The organism is Lentibacter sp. (assembly GCF_965658795.1).
In the GTDB taxonomy this organism is placed as follows: Bacteria; Pseudomonadota; Alphaproteobacteria; order Rhodobacterales; family Rhodobacteraceae; genus Lentibacter.
The window spans coordinates 21,537-41,316 of sequence record NZ_CBFHTG010000022.1; the positions used below are offsets into that span (position 1 = coordinate 21,537).

The 19,780-nt window shown below is 56.9% G+C and carries 17 protein-coding genes and 1 tRNA gene; 6 read left to right on the forward strand and 12 right to left on the reverse strand.

The genetic code is table 11. From position 1 onward, the window contains the following. Positions 1-2 precede the first annotated feature (2 nt). Complete coding sequence (locus ACTG3X_RS12865) at positions 3-890, forward strand: ParB/RepB/Spo0J family partition protein (RefSeq protein ID WP_439111679.1); 888 nt, start codon at positions 3-5, stop codon at positions 888-890. Here ACTG3X_RS12865 and ACTG3X_RS12870 read toward each other — a convergent pair whose 3' ends face one another. From ACTG3X_RS12870 to rph, 4 genes are read right to left on the reverse strand one after another with little or no spacing between them, the layout of a single operon-like run. Beyond that, entirely contained in the window at positions 891-1,241 is a 351-nt protein-coding gene (locus ACTG3X_RS12870) for a YbaN family protein (protein ID WP_439111680.1), read from the reverse strand. After that, a complete protein-coding gene (gene hemW, locus ACTG3X_RS12875) occupies positions 1,242-2,399 on the reverse strand; it encodes a radical SAM family heme chaperone HemW (RefSeq protein ID WP_439111681.1) in 1,158 nt (385 codons plus the stop codon). After that, complete coding sequence (gene rdgB / locus ACTG3X_RS12880; RefSeq protein ID WP_439111682.1) at positions 2,392-3,000, reverse strand: RdgB/HAM1 family non-canonical purine NTP pyrophosphatase; 609 nt, start codon at positions 2,998-3,000, stop codon at positions 2,392-2,394. The genes hemW and rdgB overlap by 8 nt, the downstream gene beginning before the upstream one ends. Next, complete coding sequence (rph, locus tag ACTG3X_RS12885) at positions 2,993-3,709, reverse strand: ribonuclease PH (protein ID WP_439111683.1); 717 nt, start codon at positions 3,707-3,709, stop codon at positions 2,993-2,995. The genes rdgB and rph overlap by 8 nt, the downstream gene beginning before the upstream one ends. Before the next feature lie 112 nt (positions 3,710-3,821). Here rph and hrcA point away from each other — a divergent pair, with 112 nt between their 5' ends. Together hrcA and ACTG3X_RS12895 are read left to right on the forward strand one after the other, a co-directional pair. Further along, positions 3,822-4,883 carry a heat-inducible transcriptional repressor HrcA gene (gene hrcA / locus ACTG3X_RS12890; protein WP_439111684.1) on the forward strand — a complete coding sequence of 354 codons (1,062 nt, stop codon included), beginning with the start codon at positions 3,822-3,824 and terminating at the stop codon, positions 4,881-4,883. An 11-nt stretch (positions 4,884-4,894) separates the two neighbouring features. Then, the gene (locus tag ACTG3X_RS12895) at positions 4,895-5,458 is read left to right on the forward strand and encodes a nucleotide exchange factor GrpE (protein WP_439111685.1); all 564 of its coding nucleotides are present in this window, start codon (positions 4,895-4,897) and stop codon (positions 5,456-5,458) included. Positions 5,459-5,464: 6 nt separating this feature from the next. Here the strand turns inward: ACTG3X_RS12895 and ACTG3X_RS12900 are convergent, their stop codons facing one another. The 7 genes from ACTG3X_RS12900 to ACTG3X_RS12930 all read right to left on the reverse strand — a co-directional run bounded on the left by ACTG3X_RS12900 (position 5,465) and on the right by ACTG3X_RS12930 (position 16,665). Further along, complete coding sequence (locus ACTG3X_RS12900; RefSeq protein ID WP_439111686.1) at positions 5,465-7,462, reverse strand: hydantoinase/oxoprolinase N-terminal domain-containing protein; 1,998 nt, start codon at positions 7,460-7,462, stop codon at positions 5,465-5,467. A gap of 45 nt (positions 7,463-7,507) precedes the next feature. Beyond that, positions 7,508-8,560: a tRNA epoxyqueuosine(34) reductase QueG gene (gene queG, locus ACTG3X_RS12905; protein WP_439111687.1), complete on the reverse strand. Its 1,053-nt coding sequence runs from the start codon at positions 8,558-8,560 to the stop codon at positions 7,508-7,510. A 15-nt stretch (positions 8,561-8,575) separates the two neighbouring features. Further along, positions 8,576-9,241 (reverse strand): FtsZ-binding protein FzlA, encoded by a 666-nt coding sequence (gene fzlA, locus ACTG3X_RS12910; RefSeq protein WP_439111688.1) that lies wholly within the window; start codon positions 9,239-9,241, stop codon positions 8,576-8,578. Positions 9,242-9,297: 56 nt separating this feature from the next. Next, on the reverse strand, positions 9,298-10,023 hold the full coding sequence (gene mtgA, locus ACTG3X_RS12915) for a monofunctional biosynthetic peptidoglycan transglycosylase (RefSeq protein ID WP_439111689.1): 726 nt from the start codon (positions 10,021-10,023) through the stop codon (positions 9,298-9,300). Positions 10,024-10,119: 96 nt separating this feature from the next. Beyond that, entirely contained in the window at positions 10,120-14,658 is a 4,539-nt protein-coding gene (gene gltB, locus ACTG3X_RS12920) for a glutamate synthase large subunit (protein ID WP_439111690.1), read from the reverse strand. A gap of 4 nt (positions 14,659-14,662) precedes the next feature. Continuing rightward, complete coding sequence (locus ACTG3X_RS12925; protein ID WP_439111691.1) at positions 14,663-15,088, reverse strand: GFA family protein; 426 nt, start codon at positions 15,086-15,088, stop codon at positions 14,663-14,665. Between the two features lie 143 nt (positions 15,089-15,231). Further along, positions 15,232-16,665: an NAD(P)-dependent oxidoreductase gene (locus ACTG3X_RS12930; RefSeq protein WP_439111692.1), complete on the reverse strand. Its 1,434-nt coding sequence runs from the start codon at positions 16,663-16,665 to the stop codon at positions 15,232-15,234. Positions 16,666-16,881: 216 nt separating this feature from the next. On the opposite strand from ACTG3X_RS12930, the gene ACTG3X_RS12935 reads away from it, so the two are divergent. Continuing rightward, the gene (locus ACTG3X_RS12935) at positions 16,882-17,688 is read left to right on the forward strand and encodes an undecaprenyl-diphosphate phosphatase (protein ID WP_439111693.1); all 807 of its coding nucleotides are present in this window, start codon (positions 16,882-16,884) and stop codon (positions 17,686-17,688) included. Here the strand turns inward: ACTG3X_RS12935 and ACTG3X_RS12940 are convergent. Beyond that, positions 17,685-18,665 (reverse strand): complex I NDUFA9 subunit family protein, encoded by a 981-nt coding sequence (locus tag ACTG3X_RS12940; RefSeq protein WP_439111694.1) that lies wholly within the window; start codon positions 18,663-18,665, stop codon positions 17,685-17,687. The genes ACTG3X_RS12935 and ACTG3X_RS12940 overlap by 4 nt on opposite strands. Positions 18,666-18,812: 147 nt before the next feature. On the opposite strand from ACTG3X_RS12940, the gene ACTG3X_RS12945 reads away from it, so the two are divergent. Continuing rightward, positions 18,813-18,898 (forward strand) — tRNA-Leu (locus ACTG3X_RS12945). A gap of 65 nt (positions 18,899-18,963) precedes the next feature. Further along, on the forward strand, positions 18,964-19,780 hold an 817-nt coding region (locus ACTG3X_RS12950; protein ID WP_439111695.1), incomplete at its 3' end, for a DUF6538 domain-containing protein.

Below are 19,780 nucleotides of genomic sequence, written 5' to 3' on the forward strand. Positions count from 1 at the left end.
CCATGTCCGATAAGAAGAGCAAGTCACGCGGCCTCGGACGAGGGCTGTCAGCGCTTATGGCCGAAATGCCAGCCGAGACAGAGAAGGCCGCGGTTCAAAGTCCGCGCGGCGATATCATGGTGCCGATTGAGCGGGTTAAACCCAACCCCGATCAGCCGCGGCGCACATTTGATGCTGTTGCGTTGGCTGACTTGGCTGAATCGATCCGTGAGAAGGGTGTTATCCAGCCTCTGATCGTGCGCCCGCATCCCAATGAAAGCGGGGTTTACCAGATCGTGGCTGGCGAGCGTCGCTGGCGTGCGTCTCAAAAAGCCCAGCTTCACCAAGTACCTGTTATCATTAGAGATTTTGATGATGTTGAGGTGCTTGAAGTCGCCATCATCGAAAACATCCAACGCGCCGACCTCAATCCAGTTGAAGAGGCTGTTGGGTACCGTCAGCTGATCGAAAAATTCGGCCACACACAAGAAAAGCTCGCCCAAGCGCTTGGCAAAAGCCGGAGCCACATCGCCAACCAGATGCGCCTCCTCGCACTGCCCGACTCGGTCTTGTCGCTTCTGGCTGAAGGGCAGCTTTCAGCCGGCCATGCTCGTGCGTTGATCACCGCCGATGATCCAGCGGCGCTAGCGCGTGAAATCGTCAGCAAGGGGTTGTCCGTTCGGGCAACAGAGCAGCTTGTGAAAAAAGCGGGTAAGCCCGCAACCGACTCAAAGCCACGCGGCAAGCCCACCGCAAAAGATGCAGATACGATCGCGCTTGAGGGTGATCTTTCGGCAAGCCTGGGAATGAAGGTCTCAATCAATCATTCAGAGGGTGCCGAAACCGGCCAGATCACGATCAGCTATACATCGCTCGATCAGTTGGATGAGCTCTGTGGCAAGTTGTCGTAGTTAGTTTGGCCGCGTCCAGATAAACAGCATGACACATCCAAGCGTTATCGCTTGGATGACCAGCACGAAGGGCTTTAGCCCGAGTATAAGCGATAGCGTGAAAACTACGGCAACAGACAGAGTTGCGAGCTTTTTTGCCTTGGGTGTGATGGCGCCTCGGGTCTGCCAGTCCAGTATCGGTGGCCCAAGCTTGGGGTGAGTGACAAGCCAGTTGTGCAGCCGTTCTGATGACCGCGCAAAACAGAAGGCCGCCAGCAAAAGAAACGGCACCGTTGGCAGAAGTGGCAGCACAATGCCAATAAAGGCGAGCCCGACACAAAGAAGACCGAAGGTAACCCAGAGAAGCTTCATTCAGTCCTCCAACAGCCGTGCCAGAACAGAGTTCAAGATAAACCGTCCCTTCTGGGTTGCTTTGAGGCGTTCGCCTTCAAGCGTCACCATTCCAAGCTCCTGAAGGTCCGTTAAGGCGTCAGCTTTCAGGCTTCGCCCAGACAGGCTCACAAAGCGATCAAGGCTCACACCCTCTGACAGGCGCATCCCCATCAGGAGAAATTCTGTCGCTTGATCATCGTTCGTCAGGGCCTCGCGCAGCTTCTCGCCATTGCCGCGTTCTGCAGCTTCCAGCCATGCATTGGGCTGCATGAAGCCTTCTGTTGCAAAGCGCCCGTTTGGTAAAGATATACGGCCGTGCGCTCCGGGGCCAATGCCAGCATAGTCGCCATAGCGCCAGTATATTTCGTTGTGCCTGCATTCAGAGCCGACTTGCGCGTGATTGGAAACCTCATAAGCCAAGAGGCCCGCTTCGCCACAAATGTCCTGCGTGATCTCATACATCTCGGCTGAGGCATCATCGTCTGGAAGCCCTCGCAGCTTGCCTGCGTTGTAGCGGTCTCCAAAGGCTGTGCCCTGTTCGATGGTCAGCTGGTAGAGCGAAAGGTGATCTACAGCCAAGCCCAATGCTTGCTTTAGCTCGTCACGCCATGCTTCGGGTGTTTGCCCTTGCCTCGCATAGATGAGGTCAAAGCTGACCTTATCAAAGCTCTTGCGCGCAATTTCAAAGGCAGCTTGCGCCTCTGCGACTGTGTGTATCCGCCCCAAGCGCCTGAGGTCGTCATCATTCAAGGCTTGCACACCCATCGAAATACGCGTCACGCCCGCATCGCGGTAGCCCTTAAAGCGCCCCGCTTCTACAGATCCGGGGTTTGCTTCGAGCGTAACTTCAAGGTCGTTGGCCACGGGCCAAGTTGCCTTGATCTTGTCGATCACTCCGGCAACCACCTCTGGCTCCATGAGGCTTGGCGTGCCGCCACCAAAGAAAATGCTCGAAACAACGCGCCCTGAAAGCGCTTCACCGTAGCGTTCTATCTCTAAAAGATAGGCTCTAAGCCAGCGCAACTGGTCTATTTTGCGCACAACATGACTGTTGAAGTCGCAATAGGGGCACTTGGCCTCACAGAAGGGCCAATGCACATAAATGCCAAAGCCCCCATTCTGCCAGTCGTTATTCAAAACAGCCCGTCACAAGCTTGTCAAAAGCGTCTTGGCGGTGGCTCATCGCGTTTTTCTCGGCGGGGTCCATTTCTCCAAATGTCTCGGCTTTGCCATTTGGCTGAAACATCGGGTCAAAGCCAAATCCGCGCGTGCCACGCATCGGCCAGACAACCTGTCCTTCTACACGCCCCTCAAAAACTTCGTCGTGCCCATCTGGCCAAGCCAGACACAGCGTCGCGTTAAACGCCGCAGTGCGCGGAAAAGGCGCCATCTTGGTGTCGAGCAATGTCCAGACTTTCTCCATTGCCATGGCGAAATCCCGGCCATTTGGGGTCTCGGCCCAATCAGCTGTATAGACGCCCGGTGCGCCGTCCAGCGCATCAACGGTAATACCACTGTCATCAGACAGCGCAGGCAGCCCTGTGGCCTTGGCGGCAAAATGCGCCTTAATGCGCGCATTGCCAACAAAGGTGTCTTCGGTTTCTTCTGGCTCTTCCAGGCCGTGTTCGGCCGCAGAGCTGACCTTTACCCCAAAGGGCGCAAGCAGCTCTGCGATTTCACGCAGCTTGCCAGCATTGTGCGATGCAATGACCAGCTGATCTCCGTCAAACTTACGCACCCGTCGCAGCCTTCTGAAGCAGAACCAATTCGCTAACGCCTTTTTCAGCGAGGTCCATAAGTTGGTTCATCTGGTCGCGGCTAAAGGTCTGGCCCTCGGCAGACATCTGCACTTCGATCAGCTTCTTGCTGCCCGTCATGATGAAGTTGCCGTCAACGCCAGCTTCGCTGTCTTCAGGGTAATCAAGGTCAAGGACGGGTTGGCCCGCATAGATTCCGCAAGATACAGCTGCAACAGGGTCAACCAGTGGATCAGAGATTACATCGCCAGCCTTGATCAGCTTGTTCACGGCCAGTTTCAGCGCAACCCAGCCACCGGTGATTGAGGCGCAGCGCGTGCCGCCGTCGGCTTGAATGACATCACAGTCAATCGTGATCTGGCGTTCGCCAAGCGCAACACGGTCAACACCCGCGCGCAGTGAGCGGCCAATCAGGCGCTGGATCTCAACAGTGCGGCCACCCTGCTTGCCGGCCGTCGCTTCGCGGCGCATACGGCTTGTCGTCGAGCGTGGGAGCATCCCGTATTCAGCCGTGACCCAGCCAAGGCCTGAGCCCTTTACAAACGGCGGTACACGCTCTTCCAACGTGGCGGTGCACAGCACATGGGTGTCGCCCATACGGATCATGCAGGAGCCTTCGGCATGTTTTGTAACATCGGTCTCGATGGAGACGTCGCGCATTTGGTCTAGTAGTCGGCCTGAGGGTCGCATTTGAAATTCCTTTTCTTGTTCGTGTCGGGATACAAGGCGAAAGCCCTAAAACACAAGCCCGATTGACCTTTCGCGCCCCTTGGTTCTTAAATGCTGCGCGAGGAATGCAACAATGACCGACAATACACAGCTTCTATCCGAGATGAACGAGCGCACCCGCGAGGTGTTTCGCCGTGTGGTGCAGGGCTATCTTGATTCAGGCGATCCTGTCGGCTCACGCACCCTCACCCGCACGATGAGCGAAAAGGTCAGCGCAGCAACCGTGCGCAACGTCATGTCTGACCTTGAGTTCATGGGGCTGCTCGGAAGCCCCCACACAAGCGCTGGCCGTGTCCCGACCCAGCAGGGCTTGCGCATGTTTGTTGACGGTTTGCTTGAAGTAAACGAGCTTGAAACAAACGACCGCCGCAAGATCGACGAAACCATGGGCAAAAACTCGGGCGATGTCTCGGGTTTGCTTGACCGTGTCGGCGCTGCTCTGTCGGGTGTCACCCAGGGGGCATCGCTTGTGCTCGCGCCCAAGCATGAGGCCGCGATCAAGCATATCGAGTTTGTGCCTTTGGCTGCCGACCGTGCGCTTGTTGTGCTGGTGTTTTCCGATGGCCACGTTGAAAACCGTGTGTTCACCCCGCCCCTTGGCGCTACCCCCAGCTCCATGCGTGAAGCGGCCAATTTTCTCAATGCTCTGGCCGAAGGGAAAACGCTCACCGAGCTTGGCACAACCATCCGCCGCGAGATCAGCAACCGTCGTCAAGAGATTGATGTTCTGGCGCGCCAACTTGTGGATAGCGGCCTTGCTGTTTGGGAGGGCCAAGGCGAAAGCTATGAGCGCCTCATCGTGCGTGGCCGCTCAAACCTGATCGGTGAAGGCGAAGAGGAAGGGCTGGAAAAGATCAAAACCCTGTTTGACGACCTGGAGCGCAAGCGCGATATCGTCGAATTTCTTGAACTCGCCGATGAAGGCGAAGGCGTGCGCATTTTTATTGGCTCTGAGAACAAACTTTTTTCACTTTCGGGTTCCTCTTTGGTCGTCTCTCCCTATATGAACGCTGATCGTAAGATTATCGGTGCAATTGGTGTTATTGGCCCCACGAGGCTAAATTACGGTCGCATTGTTCCGATAGTTGATTATACAGCACAGCTGGTTGGCAAGCTTATTTCCAACAGAAGTTAAAGGTGACGGACATGGCAGATCGCAAAGAAGACGATTTCCTTGATGATATCGAGCAAGCAGAACTTGACGAACTTGAGCAGGAGCTTTCCGAAGCTCTTCCCGAGGAAATAGAGATCGACGAGCTGCGCGCAGAGCGGGACGCTTTCAAAGACAAATTCATGCGCGCTTTGGCCGATGCCGAAAATGCGCGCAAGCGTGGCGACAAAATGCGCCGCGAAGCCGAGCAATACGGCGGCTCCAAGCTGGCTCGCGACATGCTGCCAGTCTATGACAACATGAAGCGCGCTCTTGAGGCCGCAACAGAAGAGCAGCGCGCAGGCGCCAAAGCTATCATTGAAGGCATCGAGCTTACCATGCGTGAGCTGGTCAATGTCTTTTCAAAGCACGGCATGACCGTTATCGCGCCGCAGGTCGGTGACCGCTTTGACCCGAACATTCACGAAGCCATGTTCGAAGCGCCCCTGCCGGGGACAAACGCGGGTGATATCATTCAGGTTTCAGCCGAGGGCTTCATGCTCCACGATCGCCTCCTGCGCCCTGCGCAAGTTGGCGTGTCGTCGATGCCAAAGTCCTAAACTGGTTTAGTCAGCAATTCGGGGTCGCCCGGCGGCCTCGACTGTGACAAGACCTTCCACAAATATCTCGCGGGCTTCGGCCTCACTGCGCCGAAGCTCCCGCGTGACCGATGTTTCAATATCGCCTGCCCCAGCGTCTTTTGCCGCCTTGATAACGGCTGCGCGCAATAGGGTTTCCGCGGCCATAAGCGCGGGCTCAAGGTCGGCAAAATCCTCAGGGCCGGTTTCTGCATGAAGGCGGAACCGTCCTTCTGATGGGCTGGTAACACTCAGGCTCTGCCGCATGGTCACCCGCCCGACAACCGCGCCGAGCGCGTTGGCCACGCCTGCATGCTCAGGTAAGATCATCTCACAGCCCAGCTTTGTGCCGACATCGGGGTAATACGTGCTTGCCGAGGCGCCTAAGCCCACAACAGGCACATTCACCCGCGCAGTCATCGCAATAAGCCCTGAGTGGTTTCGCAACGCTGCGCGCAAAAGCTCATGGCGCGCGAGCCGGGCTGGTTCCCCCTCAAATGTCTCGCTCTCCTCGGCAAAAACAGTCTCTAACAATGCCAAACTTGTTTGCTCGGTCATCTGCTTAAGGATCAGCTTGGCCAGCGCTTCCGGTTCTCTCGCCAGCCGCTCGCCATCTCCTTTGCGCCGCCTGCACAGCAGCTCCAGCGCCAGCCGCGCGGCCTCGTTATGCCAGCTGTCGAGCAAGCCAAGCACATGGCTGGCATCTGAGGGTGTCACCCCAGAAACCTGGACAATCCCCCGCTCTACAAGCCTGCGAATAGACTGCGTCTCAATCCGTGTGCGCACCACTTTGCTCAGCGGCATCACGCCTTGCACCCGCTCCAGAACCCCGGCATCGCGCTCACTCAATCCATCGGCGCTTACACCGTCCACCCGCTTGATGAACTTTGCGTCAAACTCGCTTGGCGCGACGGCGCGCAACTGGGCTTCGAGCGTGCCAATCACAAGCTCAGGGTCATCCAGCGCAATCAGGCTCACAGGCAAAACACGCCTTGGCCCCAGCGTGAGCCCGCCTTGCAACCCCTCGGTGATAAAGTGCACCTCGCTGTCGCCGCCGAGCCCGCTTGTGCGCATTGCAACAGCTTCCACCATGGTGCGATACGGCCCCACGCGTGCGCCTTCAGGGTCAATCTTGGGCCGCCCACCGCGCAACAGGGCGATATCGGTTGTCGTGCCGCCGATATCGCTCACAAGTGCATCTTGCGCTCCGGTCATCCACTGCGCCCCGACGATAGAAGCCGCAGGGCCGCTCAGGATCGTTTCAATCGGTTTCTCGCGCGCCTGTGCTGCGGATATGAGCGCGCCATCGCCGCGCACCACCATGAGGGGGGCTGTCACACCAAGGTCGCGCAGCCCGTCTTCTGCCCGCACAATCAGTTTGTCGATCATCCCGATCAGCCGCGCATTGAGAAGCGCTGTAAGCGCGCGCTTTGGCCCGTTGAGCTTTGCCGAAAGCTGGTGAGAGGCCGAGACAGGCGCGCCTGTTGCTGTTCGGATAAGCTCCATTGCCGTTTGCTCATGGGCTGGGTTTCGTGTTGCAAATTTGCTTGCCACAGCAAAGGCAGAAATGCCGGAAACAGTCTCTAACCAAGCTGAAAGACCCGCTTCATCAAGGCTATGCGCCTCCCCACCTGCGTGGTCGTGTCCTCCTGTCAAAACGATATGGGGGTCGCCTTTGAGCGCGTCGCTTAGCCCGTGTTTGGCCAGATCGCTTTCGGGAAAGCCGATATAGACAAGCCCGACACGGCCGCCCTGACCTTCCACCAACGCATTGGTCGCAAGCGTGGTCGAGAGCGAGGCAAGGCCGATTATAGACGGGTCAACGCCAGAGGCATCAAGCACCGCTTGCACTGCCTTGCCAATCCCTATGGCAAGGTCGTGCCGCGTTGTGAGGGATTTGGCCGACGCCAGAACTTCCTCTTCGTCACGAAGCAAAACCGCATCGGTATATGTGCCGCCTGTGTCGACGCCCAGCAAAATGGCCATGTCGCTTCCCTACTCTGTTCGCCTCAAGGGTTTAGCCTTTTGGCCCTATCCGTCCTGCCCGTTTGCGGCGCTTTGAAGTCGCTTGCACGCCCAATCCGCCGCGTCACGCACGGTTTCGTCCTCATCGGTGCGCAGGCGTTCTGCGGTTTCGCGCAGGGCTGCACTGCCAGAGTTGCCGATGGCGTAAAGCACATTGCGCACAAAGCGGTTCCGCCCTATCCGTTTGATAGGGCTGCCGGAAAACCGCTCTCGAAACATAGCATCATCCAGCAGTGCCAGCTCGGCAAGCGGCGGGCTCTGAAGATCAGCCCGTGGCTTCAGCCGCATCTCGCGGGCCTCCACAGCAAACTTGTTCCAAGGGCACACGGCGAGGCAGTCATCACATCCATAGATGCGGTTGCCCATCAGCGGGCGCAGCTCTTCGTCAACCGGCCCGTGATGTTCGATGGTGAGATAAGAAATGCAGCGCCGCGCGTCGAGTTTATAGGGGGCGGGAAAGGCCTGTGTCGGGCAGATATCGAGACAGTTACGGCAGCTTCCACAGTGGTCTTGTTCTGGCGTGTCTTTGGGCAGCTCGAGCGTGGTGAAGATCGAGCCAATGAAAAACCAGTTTCCCAGCTCGCGGCTCACAAGGTTTGTATGCTTGCCTTGCCAGCCAAGGCCAGCCGCCTCTCCAAGCGCCTTTTCAGGCACGGGGGCTGTATCCACAAAGACCTTCACCTCACCCCCTGCTTCCGCAATCATCCAGCGCGCCAGCCGCTTCAGCGCCTTTTTGATCAGGTCGTGATAATCCTTGTTTTGGGCATAAACAGAGACTGTTCCGGCCTTTTTATGCTCCAAAGCGGCCAGCGGATCGGTATCGGGTGTGTAGCTCACTGCCAGCATGATCACCGAGCGCGCTTCGGGCCAGAGCGCGGCGGGGTTGGCGCGCCAATGGGTGCGCTCGGCGAGCCAGCCCATCTGCCCGTGGTAGCCTTTGGCGAGAAACGCCTCCAAACGTGCAGGCACTTGCGGCACAGAATCAGGCGCACAAATGCGGCAGGCGTCAAAGCCTTCAGCCCTTGCTTGGGCGCGCAGTTTTTCAGCGAGCGTGTCCATCACGCTGCCACCCTATCAGAAATCAAGGTCGGCGTAATGTGGCGGTGGCGGAAAGCCAGGCACCTGATCCGCCAAAATCGAGCGAAACGCGGGGCGCGATTTGATCTTTGCGTACCAGTCTTTCACCGTCTCAGACCGGTTCCAATCCACGTCGGAGATATAATCCAGCGAAGAAAGATGCGCAGCCGCAGCAAAGTCGGCGAGCGTCATTTCGTTACCAGCCAGCCAGCGGCGGTGCTCCAAAAGCCAAGTGAGGTAATCAAGATGGAACTTGATCGCTTTCGCACCGGCTTTCACATTTTTACTGTCGGGGTAGCCCTGCCCCATGACCTTCTTGTTGACGCGCTCGTAAACAAGGTTGGCCGTCACTTCGCGGTGAAACTTGTCGTCAAACCAGCCAACGAGGCGGCGCACTTCGTAGCGCTCTTCTGCCTTTTGCGGCATCAGGGCGACGTCTGGGTAAACCTCTTCGAGATATTCACAGATCGCAGCACTTTCCGAAAGTGTGCGCCCGTCGATCTTGAGAACAGGGACTTTGGCCGCAGGGTTGCGGCGCAAGAAGTCTGCGTCCTGCTCCCAATAGCGCTCTTCGATCAGCTCACATTCAATACGCTTTTCAGCCAGACTCAACCGCACCTTGCGGCAAAAGGGAGAAAGCGGAACATGATATAAAGTGGCCATAATAGAGCGCTCGAAATGTTGGGACAGCTCTTCAATGCAACTTTAACGCGGGAGTTTCAACTCGAGAAACAGTCGGCGCGTCCGTCTCGGCGGATTGTCTCAGCCCCGTCCATGATCTGGCGGGTGCGGTTGCGCACATAGTTTGAGGGCCGCGAGGCGGAGCGGCTCTTTGGCGCGGGCAAGATAGCAGCTAGCCGTGCCGCCTGCAGCGCGCTCAGCTTGTTGGGCTTCACACCAAAATAATGTTGCGCGGCGGCTGTCACACCAAAGATGCCTTCGTCAAACTCGGCCACGTTGAGATAGACCTCTAAGACCCGCCGCTTGCTCCAAAACAGCTCGACAAGCGGGGTGAGCAAGGCTTCAAGCGCTTTGCGGCTCCAGTCACGGCCATGCCAGAGGTAGGTGTTCTTCACCACTTGCTGCGTGAGCGTTGAAGCGCCCCGCCCCGTGCCATCGGCAAGTGCCGCGCGAATGGCGCGCATATCAAAGCCCCAGTGCTGACAAAAGCTCGCGTCTTCTGCCGCCACGACCGAGCGCAGCATGACAGGTGCGATATCGCTGGCTGGTGTCCAGATCCGCTTCACCTCGCCAAGGCGCTGCGCCTCCTGGCGCATGTAGATCCCTTGAGGCGGGTTAAAGTAGCTATGTGCCGCAATCACGCAGGCAGGCAGCACAATGGCCAGCAAGCACAGACGGAACATCCACCGCTTGAGCCATTGCAGCGGAGTAAAGCGGCGTTCGCGCTTTGCCTTCTGTTTGGGTTTTGTCTTCCTAGCCACCATGCCTCTATACTGGCCAAGCCCCCGCGCGAAAAGCAACTACATATAAAAAAGGCGGCTCGCTCGCGCGGCCGCCCTTTTGTGTTGCTTTGCTGCGCCTTACTCGGCTGGAACAGCCTCTGACTCGTTGGTCAGCGGATAGGCCAGCTTGTTGAGCATTTCTTTAGGGCAGATTTGCAGGAAGTTCTGCTTTTCAAAGTCCCAATGCAGCAAGATTTCTTCCGCTTTGCGGCTGCCTGTTTCTTGCGCGTGGCGCTCGATAAGACCTTTCAGCTGGTCTTCCCAGTGGCTGACGCTGACAGAGCAGGTCACAAGCGTTTCGCGGTTCATCAGCTTTTCGGCTTTGCCCTCTGGGTCATAGACATAAGCCATACCACCCGTCATGCCTGCGCCAAAGTTTGCGCCGATGCTGCCAAGGATCACAGCGACACCGCCTGTCATATATTCACAGCCGTTGCTGCCGCAGCCCTCGATAACCACTTTCGCGCCCGAGTTACGCACCGCAAAGCGCTCGCCCGCGCGGCCGGCGGCAAAAAGGTGGCCGTCGGTTGCGCCGTAGAGCACAGTGTTGCCGATGATGGTGTTGTCGCTCGCGGTCAGCTTGCTCGCCATAGGGGGGCGCACCACGATTGTTCCGCCCGAGAGGCCCTTGCCGACATAGTCGTTGGCATCGCCACTCACTTCAAGCTTGAGGCCGGGTGCAGCAAAGGCACCAAGAGACTGGCCCGCGCTGCCTGTGAGCTTCACGGTCAGGTGGTTTTCCTGCAAGTTGTTGCGCATTCCGAACTTACGCACAATGTGGCTGGAAGTGCGTGTGCCCACGGTGCGGTGCGTGTTTTGCACAGCGTAAGAGAGCTGCATTTTCTCGCCATCTTCCAGGAAGCGCTGCGCGTCGCGCACGATTTCTGCATCGAGCGTATCAGGCACAGCGTTGCGCGCGCGGTCACGGTCGTACTTGATCGCCTTTGCGCCATCCACGGTGATGAGAAGCGGGTTGAGGTCAAGGTCATCAAGGTGCTCTGCACCTCGGCTGACTTGGCTCAAAAGGTCTGCCCGCCCGATCACGTCATCAAGGCTCTTCGCGCCGATTTCGGCCAGAATCTCGCGCACTTCGGTCGCATAGAACGTGATGAGGTTTACAACCTTGTCAGCATTGCCAGTGAACTTTGCGCGCAGGTCTTCATCTTGTGTGCAGACACCTACGGGGCATGTGTTGCTCTGGCACTGACGCACCATGATACAGCCCATAGCAATCAGCGCAGCTGTGCCGATCCCGTATTCCTCAGCGCCCATCATTGCGGCCATGACAATATCGCGACCGGTGCGCAGCCCACCATCTGTGCGCAGCGTGACACGCTCACGCAGGTTGTTCATGGCAAGCACTTGGTGCGCTTCGGTCAGGCCCATCTCCCATGGCAGGCCAGCAAACTTGATGCTGGTTGCAGGGCTCGCGCCCGTGCCGCCGTTGTGGCCCGAAATCAGGATCACATCGGCCTTGGCTTTGGCCACACCTGCCGCAATCGTGCCAACGCCTGACTGTGCAACCAGTTTCACCGTCACTTTGCAGCGCGGGTTGATCTGTTTGAGATCATAGATCAGCTGGGCAAGGTCTTCGATGGAGTAGATATCGTGGTGCGGTGGCGGGCTGATCAGCGTCACGCCTTTGGTTGAGTGGCGCAAACGTGCAATCAGGTCTGTGACCTTCATGCCCGGAAGCTGGCCGCCCTCACCGGGCTTGGCGCCCTGTGCAACCTTGATTTCAAGCTCTTCACATTGGTTGAGGTATTCCGCTGTCACACCAAAGCGCCCTGACGCCACCTGCTTGATCTTTGCAGAGGGGTTGTCGCCGTTCGGCTCCGGGTGGAAGTGTGCCGGGTCTTCCCCGCCTTCGCCAGAGTCAGACTTTGCCCCGATACGGTTCATCGCCACGTTGAGGGTCTTGTGCGCTTCAGGTGAGAGCGCACCAAGGCTCATGCCCGGTGTGACAAAGCGTTTGCGAATGCTGGTGATGCTTTCCACGTCTTCGATGGGAATAGATTTGCCCAGCGGTTTGATAGCGAGAAGATCGCGCAAGTGAATGGGCGGGTTGGATTGCATCGCTTTGGAGTATTGCTTCCACATCTCGTAGGAGGCGCGGTTACAGGCGGTCTGCATGATATGCATGCTGCTTGCGCCCCACGCGTGTGTCTCGCCCGATTTGCGCGCTTTGTAAAAGCCGCCGATGGGCAGAACATCAGAGCTGGCAGCAAAGCCTTTGGCGTGGATAGAGACTGCTTTTGCCTGAATCCCGCGGATACCAATTCCGCTGATACGGCTTGTGAGGCCGGGGAAATATTCGGCACACATTGCGCGGCTCAGGCCCACGGCCTCAAAGTTCATGCCGCCACGATACGAGCTGATAACGCTGATGCCCATCTTGGCCATGATCTTGAGCAAGCCTTGGTCAACAGCTTCACGGTAGCGCGCCATGTTTTCGGTGAGCGTGCCATCCAGCAGGCCGCGGCGGATACGGTCAGCGACCGAGTCTTCTGCGAGATACGGGTTTACCGTGGTCGCGCCACAGCCGACGAGTACGGCGAAGTAATGTGGGTCAATACACTCAGCCGAGCGCACGTTGAGCGAGCAGAACGTGCGCAGGCCCTTGCGTGTGAGCCACGAGTGCACCGCACTTGTCGCCAAAATCATCGGGATCGCAACGCGCGCATCTGTCTGGTGATGGTCGGTCAACACAAGGTGGCCCGCGCCCGAGCGCACAGCATCTTCGGCACGCTGACGGATCAGCTCGAGCGCGTCGCGCAGCGCATTTTCGCCGGCGCTTGCGTCAAACGTACAGTCGATCTCGACCAGATCGGCGTTGAAATGCCGCGTCAGCTCGTCCCATTGGGCGTTGCCCACAAACGGGCTTTCCACGACGATAATCTCGGTCTGGGCGCTGCTCTGGTCGAGCACGTTCTTGAGGTTGCCAAAGCGCGTTTTCAGGCTCATCACGCGGAATTCGCGCAAAGAGTCGATGGGCGGGTTTGTCACCTGAGAGAAGTTCTGGCGGAAATAGTGGCTCAGCGGGCGGTACTGCTTGGACAGAACCGCGCTGGGCGTGTCATCGCCCATAGAGGCCAGTGCTTCCTTGGCGTCTTCACACATGGGCGCAAGGATCTGCTCCAGCTCTTCCATCGTGTAGCCAGCCGCAACCTGCCGCTTGCGCAGCTCTTCGCCGTCAAACATCTCTTTCTCGGTGATGCGCGCAAGCTCGTCGTCCAACTCGTTGATCTTGCCAACCCAGTCGCCAAACGGCTGCGCGGCTGCGAGCTTGTCTTTGATCTCGGTGTCGTGAAAGAGGCCACCCTCTTTCATATCCACAGCAATCATCTGCCCTGGCCCAAGCGCACCCTTTTCGCGCACGCTGGCCTCGTCAATCGGCACCATGCCCGCTTCAGAACCGGCAATCAGCAGCCCGTCACCTGTCACAACATAGCGCATGGGGCGCAGGCCGTTGCGGTCAAGGCCCGCACAGACCCAGCGACCATCGGTCATCGCCAGTGCGGCGGGGCCATCCCACGGCTCAATCACAGAGTTGCAGTAGCTGTACATATCGCGCCACGCTTCGGGCAGCTCTACGGCCTGCTTGCTCCAGCTTTCAGGAATGAGCATGGTCTTTGCCATCGGCGCATCGCGCCCCGCGCGCACGAGCACTTCAAACACAGCATCAAGCGCAGCAGAGTCCGAAGAGCCGGGCTGAACGATAGGCTTGATATCTTCGGCCAGCTCGCCAAAGAAGTTGCTCGCCATGCGGATTTCGTGGCTCTTCATCCAGTTGACGTTGCCTTTGAGCGTGTTGATCTCGCCGTTGTGCGCCAACATGCGGAAAGGCTGGGCCAGCCACCACTGCGGAAAAGTATTGGTGCTGTAACGCTGGTGATAGATCGCAAAAGCACTTTCAAAGCGCTCATCCATCAGATCAGGGTAGAATTCGGCGACCTGCTCGGCCAGCATCATACCCTTGTAAATCACAGAGCGGCACGACAGCGAGCAAACATACAGCCCTTGGATGCCTGCGCCTGTCACGGCTTTCTCGATACGGCGGCGGATCACGTAAAGCTCGCGCTCAAACTGCTCTTCATCCACGCCTTTGGAGTTAGAGATCAGGATTTGCTCGATCTCGGGGCGCGTTGCATTGGCCTTTTCGCCAAGGCAGGCAATATCAACAGGCACATGGCGCCAGCCATAGATGTAGTAGCCCATGCGCAGAACTTCGGTTTCCACAATCGTGCGGCAGCGCTCTTGGGCGCCAAAGTCGGTGCGCGGCAGGAAAATCTGGCCAACAGCAATCAGCTCGTCCATGCGTGGCTCATGGCCCGTGCGGCGGATTTTGTCGTAGAAAAACTTTGCAGGGATTTGCACATGGATGCCTGCGCCGTCACCTGTCTTGCCGTCTGCATCAACAGCGCCACGGTGCCAGATCGCTTTGAGCGCTGCGATCCCGTTTTCAACAACCGAGCGCTTTGGCGCCCCATCAAGTGAAACAACAAGGCCAACACCGCAGGAAGAATGCTCTTCCTCTTCGCTGTAAAGCCCGTTTTCAGCCATCCATTTGCGTTTGGCTTCTTCTTCACGCACCCAGTTTGCATCATATTTGGTCATGGCTTCAGTCCTCCTCAGGCGCAAAGAGCGCGATCGTTTCGTCAGTTGTCATCCGTCTATGATTACCCGCAAAGGCGTAGCCCGTGGGGCACATATCGGAAAAGAATTCGGTTGTGAGCGGCGCGCCGCCCGCGTTGTCAAAAAGCCCCGCAGCAAGATTGATCTCGCCTGTCTCGACAAGCCCGTACCAAAGCGTTGAGCCGCAGGTGGGGCAAAAGCCGCGCTCGGCCCAGTCTGATGAGCGAAACCGCGTGGCAGGCCCGCTCACGCGGATGCTGCCGTCGTCGGTCTTGATCGACATAAACATGCTGCCCGTATGGCGGCGGCACATGTCACAGTGACAGGCGCGCATCGTTGGCTCTGTCACAGTGGCTTGCACCGTGACAGCTCCGCAGAGGCATTGGCCGTTTATGTCGCGTGTTTCGCTCATTCGGTGTTCGGGTCTCACTAGGTCAGTCAACTTGCCCAATGGGGGCAGCGTACGGTCGGGTTACATTTGGCACGTTTCAAAAAACGCGTTTTGGCGGTGCACAGGGGGTGCACGCATGGTGCACGCTTTTCACCCCCCTGAATTTACTCCGCAGCGATTTGGTTAACGGTCATGAACTTCTTCAAGATCGCATCTGCGCAGTCGCGGCCATCGCGGATCGCCCAGACAACAAGAGAAGCCCCGCGTACGATATCGCCAACGGCATAGACGCCTTCAAGATCGGTTGCGCCTGTCTCGTAAGCCGCCTTTACAGTGCCCCAGCGGGTCACGGGCAGCTCTTGACAGCCCCAGAGCGTTGGCAGGTCTTCTGCCTCAAAGCCAAGCGCCTTGATCACAAGGTCAGCCGCTTCGTTATAGTCGGCTCCTTCGATAACTTCAGGGCTTTGGCGTCCGCTTACATCAGGTGCGCCAAGGCGCATTTTCTGCACTTTTACAGCATTTACTGGGTTGCCCACAAAGCCTGCGGGGGCAGCCAGCCACTCAAAGATAACGCCTTCTTCTTCGGCGTTGTTCACTTCGCGCTGGGAGCCGGGCATGTTCGCACGGTCACGGCGGTAAAGGCATTTTACGCTTTCCGCACCTTGGCGGATCGCTGTGCGAACACAGTCCATTGCCGTATCACCACCACCGATGACGACGACCTTCTTGCCAGCCGCGTTCAGTTCGCCGCTCTCGAATTCTGGTACAGCGTCGCCAAAGCTGAGGCGGTTGGATGTGGTGAGATAGTCAATTGCGTTGACGATACCATCTGCTTCCGAGCCTTCGCCGCCAAGGTCTCTTGTCTTATACACACCTGTCGCAATGATCACCGCGTCATGCTGGCCGCGCAGCGCACCAAAGGTGATGTCAGTGCCGATGTTGCAGTTGAGCTTCATCGTCACACCGCCCTGCTCCAGCTGGTCAATACGGCGCATGACCACATCTTTTTCAAGCTTGAAGCCGGGGATACCGTAGGTGAGCAGCCCGCCTGCGCGGTCGTAGCGGTCATAGACCGTGACCTGCACACCCGCGGCGCGCAAACGCTCGGCGGCTGCCAAGCCGCCGGGGCCGGCGCCAATAATGCCGACGCTCTCGGTGCGCTCTTGGGCGGGCTTAACGGGGGTGACCCAGCCTTCTTCCCAAGCGGTATCGGTAATGTATTTTTCGACAGCGCCGATTGTCACAGTGCCGTGGCCGGACTGTTCAATAACGCAGTTGCCTTCGCACAGGCGGTCTTGCGGGCAGATGCGGCCACAGATCTCTGGGAAAGTGTTTGTCGCCTGGCTGACTTCATAAGCCTCTTTAAGGCGGCCCGTGGCCGTGAGGTTGAGCCAGTCTGGGATGTTGTTGTGAAGCGGGCAGTGGCTCTGGCAATATGGAACACCACATTGGCTACAGCGGCTTGCCTGCTCCTCGGCCTTGGCTTTAGCATATTCTTGATAAATTTCGCCGAAGTCTTGCTTACGCGCTCCCGCCGTCCGCTTTTCGGGCATGTCACGTTCTACAGTTACAAATTTCAGCATCGGTTGCTTTGCCACAGCCAAGTCTCCTATTTCCGTCTCAAAACCTCATAATGCACCTTCAAAATAAAGAAAAGTCATAAGCACTGACCTAAATAAAGAAAAGAGGGTGTCAGCATTGCTAAAGTGGATGATTTCGGGAAATACTATGTCCGAATCGGACATATCATGTGACTTTCCTTTTTCTCATAGCGCTTTATAGCTGCGGGAAAGCCAAGCAAAGCAGGGCCGCATATGCCGTTTTACTTATTGATTCTCGTTGCGCTGGTGCAAGGCATCACCGAGTTCTTGCCCGTGTCATCTTCTGGCCATCTCATTCTGATCTCCGAGCTGTCGTCGGCACCAGACCAAGGCCAAGCTATCGACGTCGCTGTTCATATCGGTACGCTTTTCGCTGTTGTCATTTTCTTCTGGCGTGATGTCGGTCTTGGCCTCGCTGGTATCCCGCGTATGCTCACGGGCCGCATTGATACCAAAGGTTCCAAACTTGCTTTCTTGCTGATGATCGCAACGATCCCGGCCATCATCTTCGGCCTTATTCTTAAGCTCACGGGCCTGTCTGATGCCATGCGCTCTATGACAGTGATCGGGTGGACAATGCTGCTGTTTGGCCTTCTGCTGTGGTGGGCAGATCAACGTGGAAGTGTTGAGAAAACCGACGCTGACTGGACAACCAAAGACGCGATCAAGATGGGCCTTTGGCAAGCCGTTGCGCTTGTTCCGGGAACGTCTCGCTCAGGTATCTGCATCACAGCGGGGCGTATGCTCGGCTATTCACGAGCTGACTCTGCCAAGCTTGCCATGCTTATGTCGATCCCGACAATTGTCGCCAGTGGTGCGCTCTTGGGTGTAGAAGTTGCTGCAACCGCCGACGCCCAAGTCGCGCGCGACGGTGCTATTGCTGCGGCAATGGCCTTTGTCGCGGCGCTTTTTGCATTGAGCTTTATGATGCGTCTCCTGCGCAGCGTCAGCTTCACGCCGTACGTGGTCTACCGCGTTGCACTCGGCGTTGTCTTGTTGGTGATTTCGTACAGCGCTTAAATCTTGAGATTCTTGGCCGAGTCACGGATCGCATCGTACTGGCCTGATGGCCGGTAGCGCCACAGATAGGTCTCGATGATCGCCTCTGGCGCCGTCGCATTGATGCCAAGGTCTGCAAGCGTTTTGGCTCCGTCTTGCACAACATTGTCAATCTGCAGCTGTTTCACCTGATCCCGCGTGATCAATCCGTTTTTAGCAAGACCAAACGTCAGCGTTTGCAATAGATCAAAGCTCCAAGCCATCATGCGGCCAACAAACATTGGCGCGTTCAAGACAGGCTTTTTGCGCAGAACTTCATCGAGAATAACATCTACCCAGCCGCGCAGGCTTTTCACTTCGGGGCCGCCCAGCTCATAGATGCCGTGGGCCTTGCCCTCAACACCCATCACAGCCGCCGCAGCCACGTCCATCACATACACGGGCTGAAACTGAGTTGATCCGCCGATCAGCGGGAAGATCGGGCCCATGCGCGCCATTCCCGCAAAGCGGTTGAAGAACCCGTCTTCAGGCCCGAACACAACAGAAGGCCGCAAGATCATCGCATTCGGGAATTCAGCAAGGATACCTTCTTCACCCGCGCGCTTGGTGCGGGCATATTCGCTCTCTTGGTCACGATCCACGCCAAGCGCAGACAAGTGGACAAGCGTTTCGACTCCCATCAAAGCCGCAATGCGCGCAACCCGTGCAGCGCCTTCGGCCTGAACAGCGTCAAAGTTGTTCTTGCCCTTGCGATCAAATGTACCAACACAATTGACAACAGCATCCGCGCCACGGGTCACAGCCTCAACACTTGCGTCATCGCGAATGTTACAAAACACCGGCTCGACTTGCCCAACAGCTCCATAAGGCCGCACATACAAAGCTTCGTTTGGACGGCGCACAGCAACACGCACGCGCCAACCCTTCATAGCAAGCTGCTGCGCGATATAGCGTCCGACAAACCCCGAGCCGCCGAAAATTGTCACTAGCTTGGACATGAAAAGCCTCCGTTTGCCAAAAAACTTGTCTTTTCCTACGCTCAGCGCAGACATTGGGCAAGGCGATATGGAGACTTTGCGTGCAAAACCCTTTGAATCCCGTTGACAGCGGCTCTGGCCACGCTTAAAGCGCTGGCATCGACACCTGCCCAGGTGGCGGAATGGTAGACGCGCTAGCTTCAGGTGCTAGTGTCTGTATGGACGTGGAGGTTCGAGTCCTCTCCTGGGCACCAATAACCAGTCGATTTCCCGATAAAACCTAGCAAACGTTGATGGTGGTAAGGCTTAAACTGCTCCATTGCTACACAAAAGTCAGGATATTGCTACACATCAGCAGGTTTCTTTGGTAGTTTTCCTCATGCCTAAGAAAAGCCAAAACTCTTACTTGTTCCTACGAAACAATGGATACTGGCAGTATCGTCGCAGGATACCGTTAGACATCTTAGATACATGGGATGCTAACGGTAAGCGTAAGACTGAGCATGTTGTATCGCTAAGAACAAAGGATGAGCGGGAGGCCCGAAAGTTAGCGGCCCAGCAAGAAACTCTGTTTAATGATAAAGTGCGCCTGAAGCGCCAAGGCTTGGTTGTTAAAGGGAGCAATCATCCGAAACGCCTTGATGCGTTTTACATGCATGAACATGAACTCAGAGAACTTGGTATTCACCCTGATCAAGCACCAAACGTGAATGCGTCTGAAGCTGATAAGAAAAAGTACACTGATGCAAGGGAGGCATTTCTGTATGGGCGCTGGGATGTCCAAGGCCAAGAGTTTGTAGGTGGACTAGTACATGTTCAACAAAGCGTAGGAGTTGATGAAACTGGCCCTAACGAACTCTACGACGTAATTCAGCAGGACATAGACTTTGTGCTGGGAAAGGCTGCTATAAGTTCAAGCTCAAGAGTTGGAGCGCCTACACTGTATGTTGCTCTAGATGAGTATATATCGAAGATTAACGCCAAGGGCTTTGCTGCCATAAAACTCAAGAAAGAGCGGCAACGAATTGAACGCTTAGCAAAGCAGTTAGCTGTTCAGCTTGGTGCGGGAAAGGAATCTACAGGTTGGTCTCGAAAGCTTGATACTATTGACGTTAGAGATGCGGACCTGTTTCAAG

Coding starts and splice junctions, on each gene's coding strand:
- ACTG3X_RS12865 (WP_439111679.1), top strand. CDS start 3: ATGTCCGATAAGAAGAGCAAGTCACGCGGCCTCGGACGAGGGCTGTCA.
- ACTG3X_RS12870 (WP_439111680.1), bottom strand. CDS start 1,241: ATGAAGCTTCTCTGGGTTACCTTCGGTCTTCTTTGTGTCGGGCTCGCC.
- rph (WP_439111683.1), bottom strand. CDS start 3,709: ATGCGACCCTCAGGCCGACTACTAGACCAAATGCGCGACGTCTCCATC.
- hrcA (WP_439111684.1), top strand. CDS start 3,822: ATGACCGACAATACACAGCTTCTATCCGAGATGAACGAGCGCACCCGC.
- ACTG3X_RS12895 (WP_439111685.1), top strand. CDS start 4,895: ATGGCAGATCGCAAAGAAGACGATTTCCTTGATGATATCGAGCAAGCA.
- ACTG3X_RS12900 (WP_439111686.1), bottom strand. CDS start 7,462: ATGGCCATTTTGCTGGGCGTCGACACAGGCGGCACATATACCGATGCG.
- queG (WP_439111687.1), bottom strand. CDS start 8,560: ATGGACACGCTCGCTGAAAAACTGCGCGCCCAAGCAAGGGCTGAAGGC.
- fzlA (WP_439111688.1), bottom strand. CDS start 9,241: ATGGCCACTTTATATCATGTTCCGCTTTCTCCCTTTTGCCGCAAGGTG.
- mtgA (WP_439111689.1), bottom strand. CDS start 10,023: ATGGTGGCTAGGAAGACAAAACCCAAACAGAAGGCAAAGCGCGAACGC.
- gltB (WP_439111690.1), bottom strand. CDS start 14,658: ATGACCAAATATGATGCAAACTGGGTGCGTGAAGAAGAAGCCAAACGC.
- ACTG3X_RS12925 (WP_439111691.1), bottom strand. CDS start 15,088: ATGAGCGAAACACGCGACATAAACGGCCAATGCCTCTGCGGAGCTGTC.
- ACTG3X_RS12935 (WP_439111693.1), top strand. CDS start 16,882: ATGCCGTTTTACTTATTGATTCTCGTTGCGCTGGTGCAAGGCATCACC.
- ACTG3X_RS12940 (WP_439111694.1), bottom strand. CDS start 18,665: ATGTCCAAGCTAGTGACAATTTTCGGCGGCTCGGGGTTTGTCGGACGC.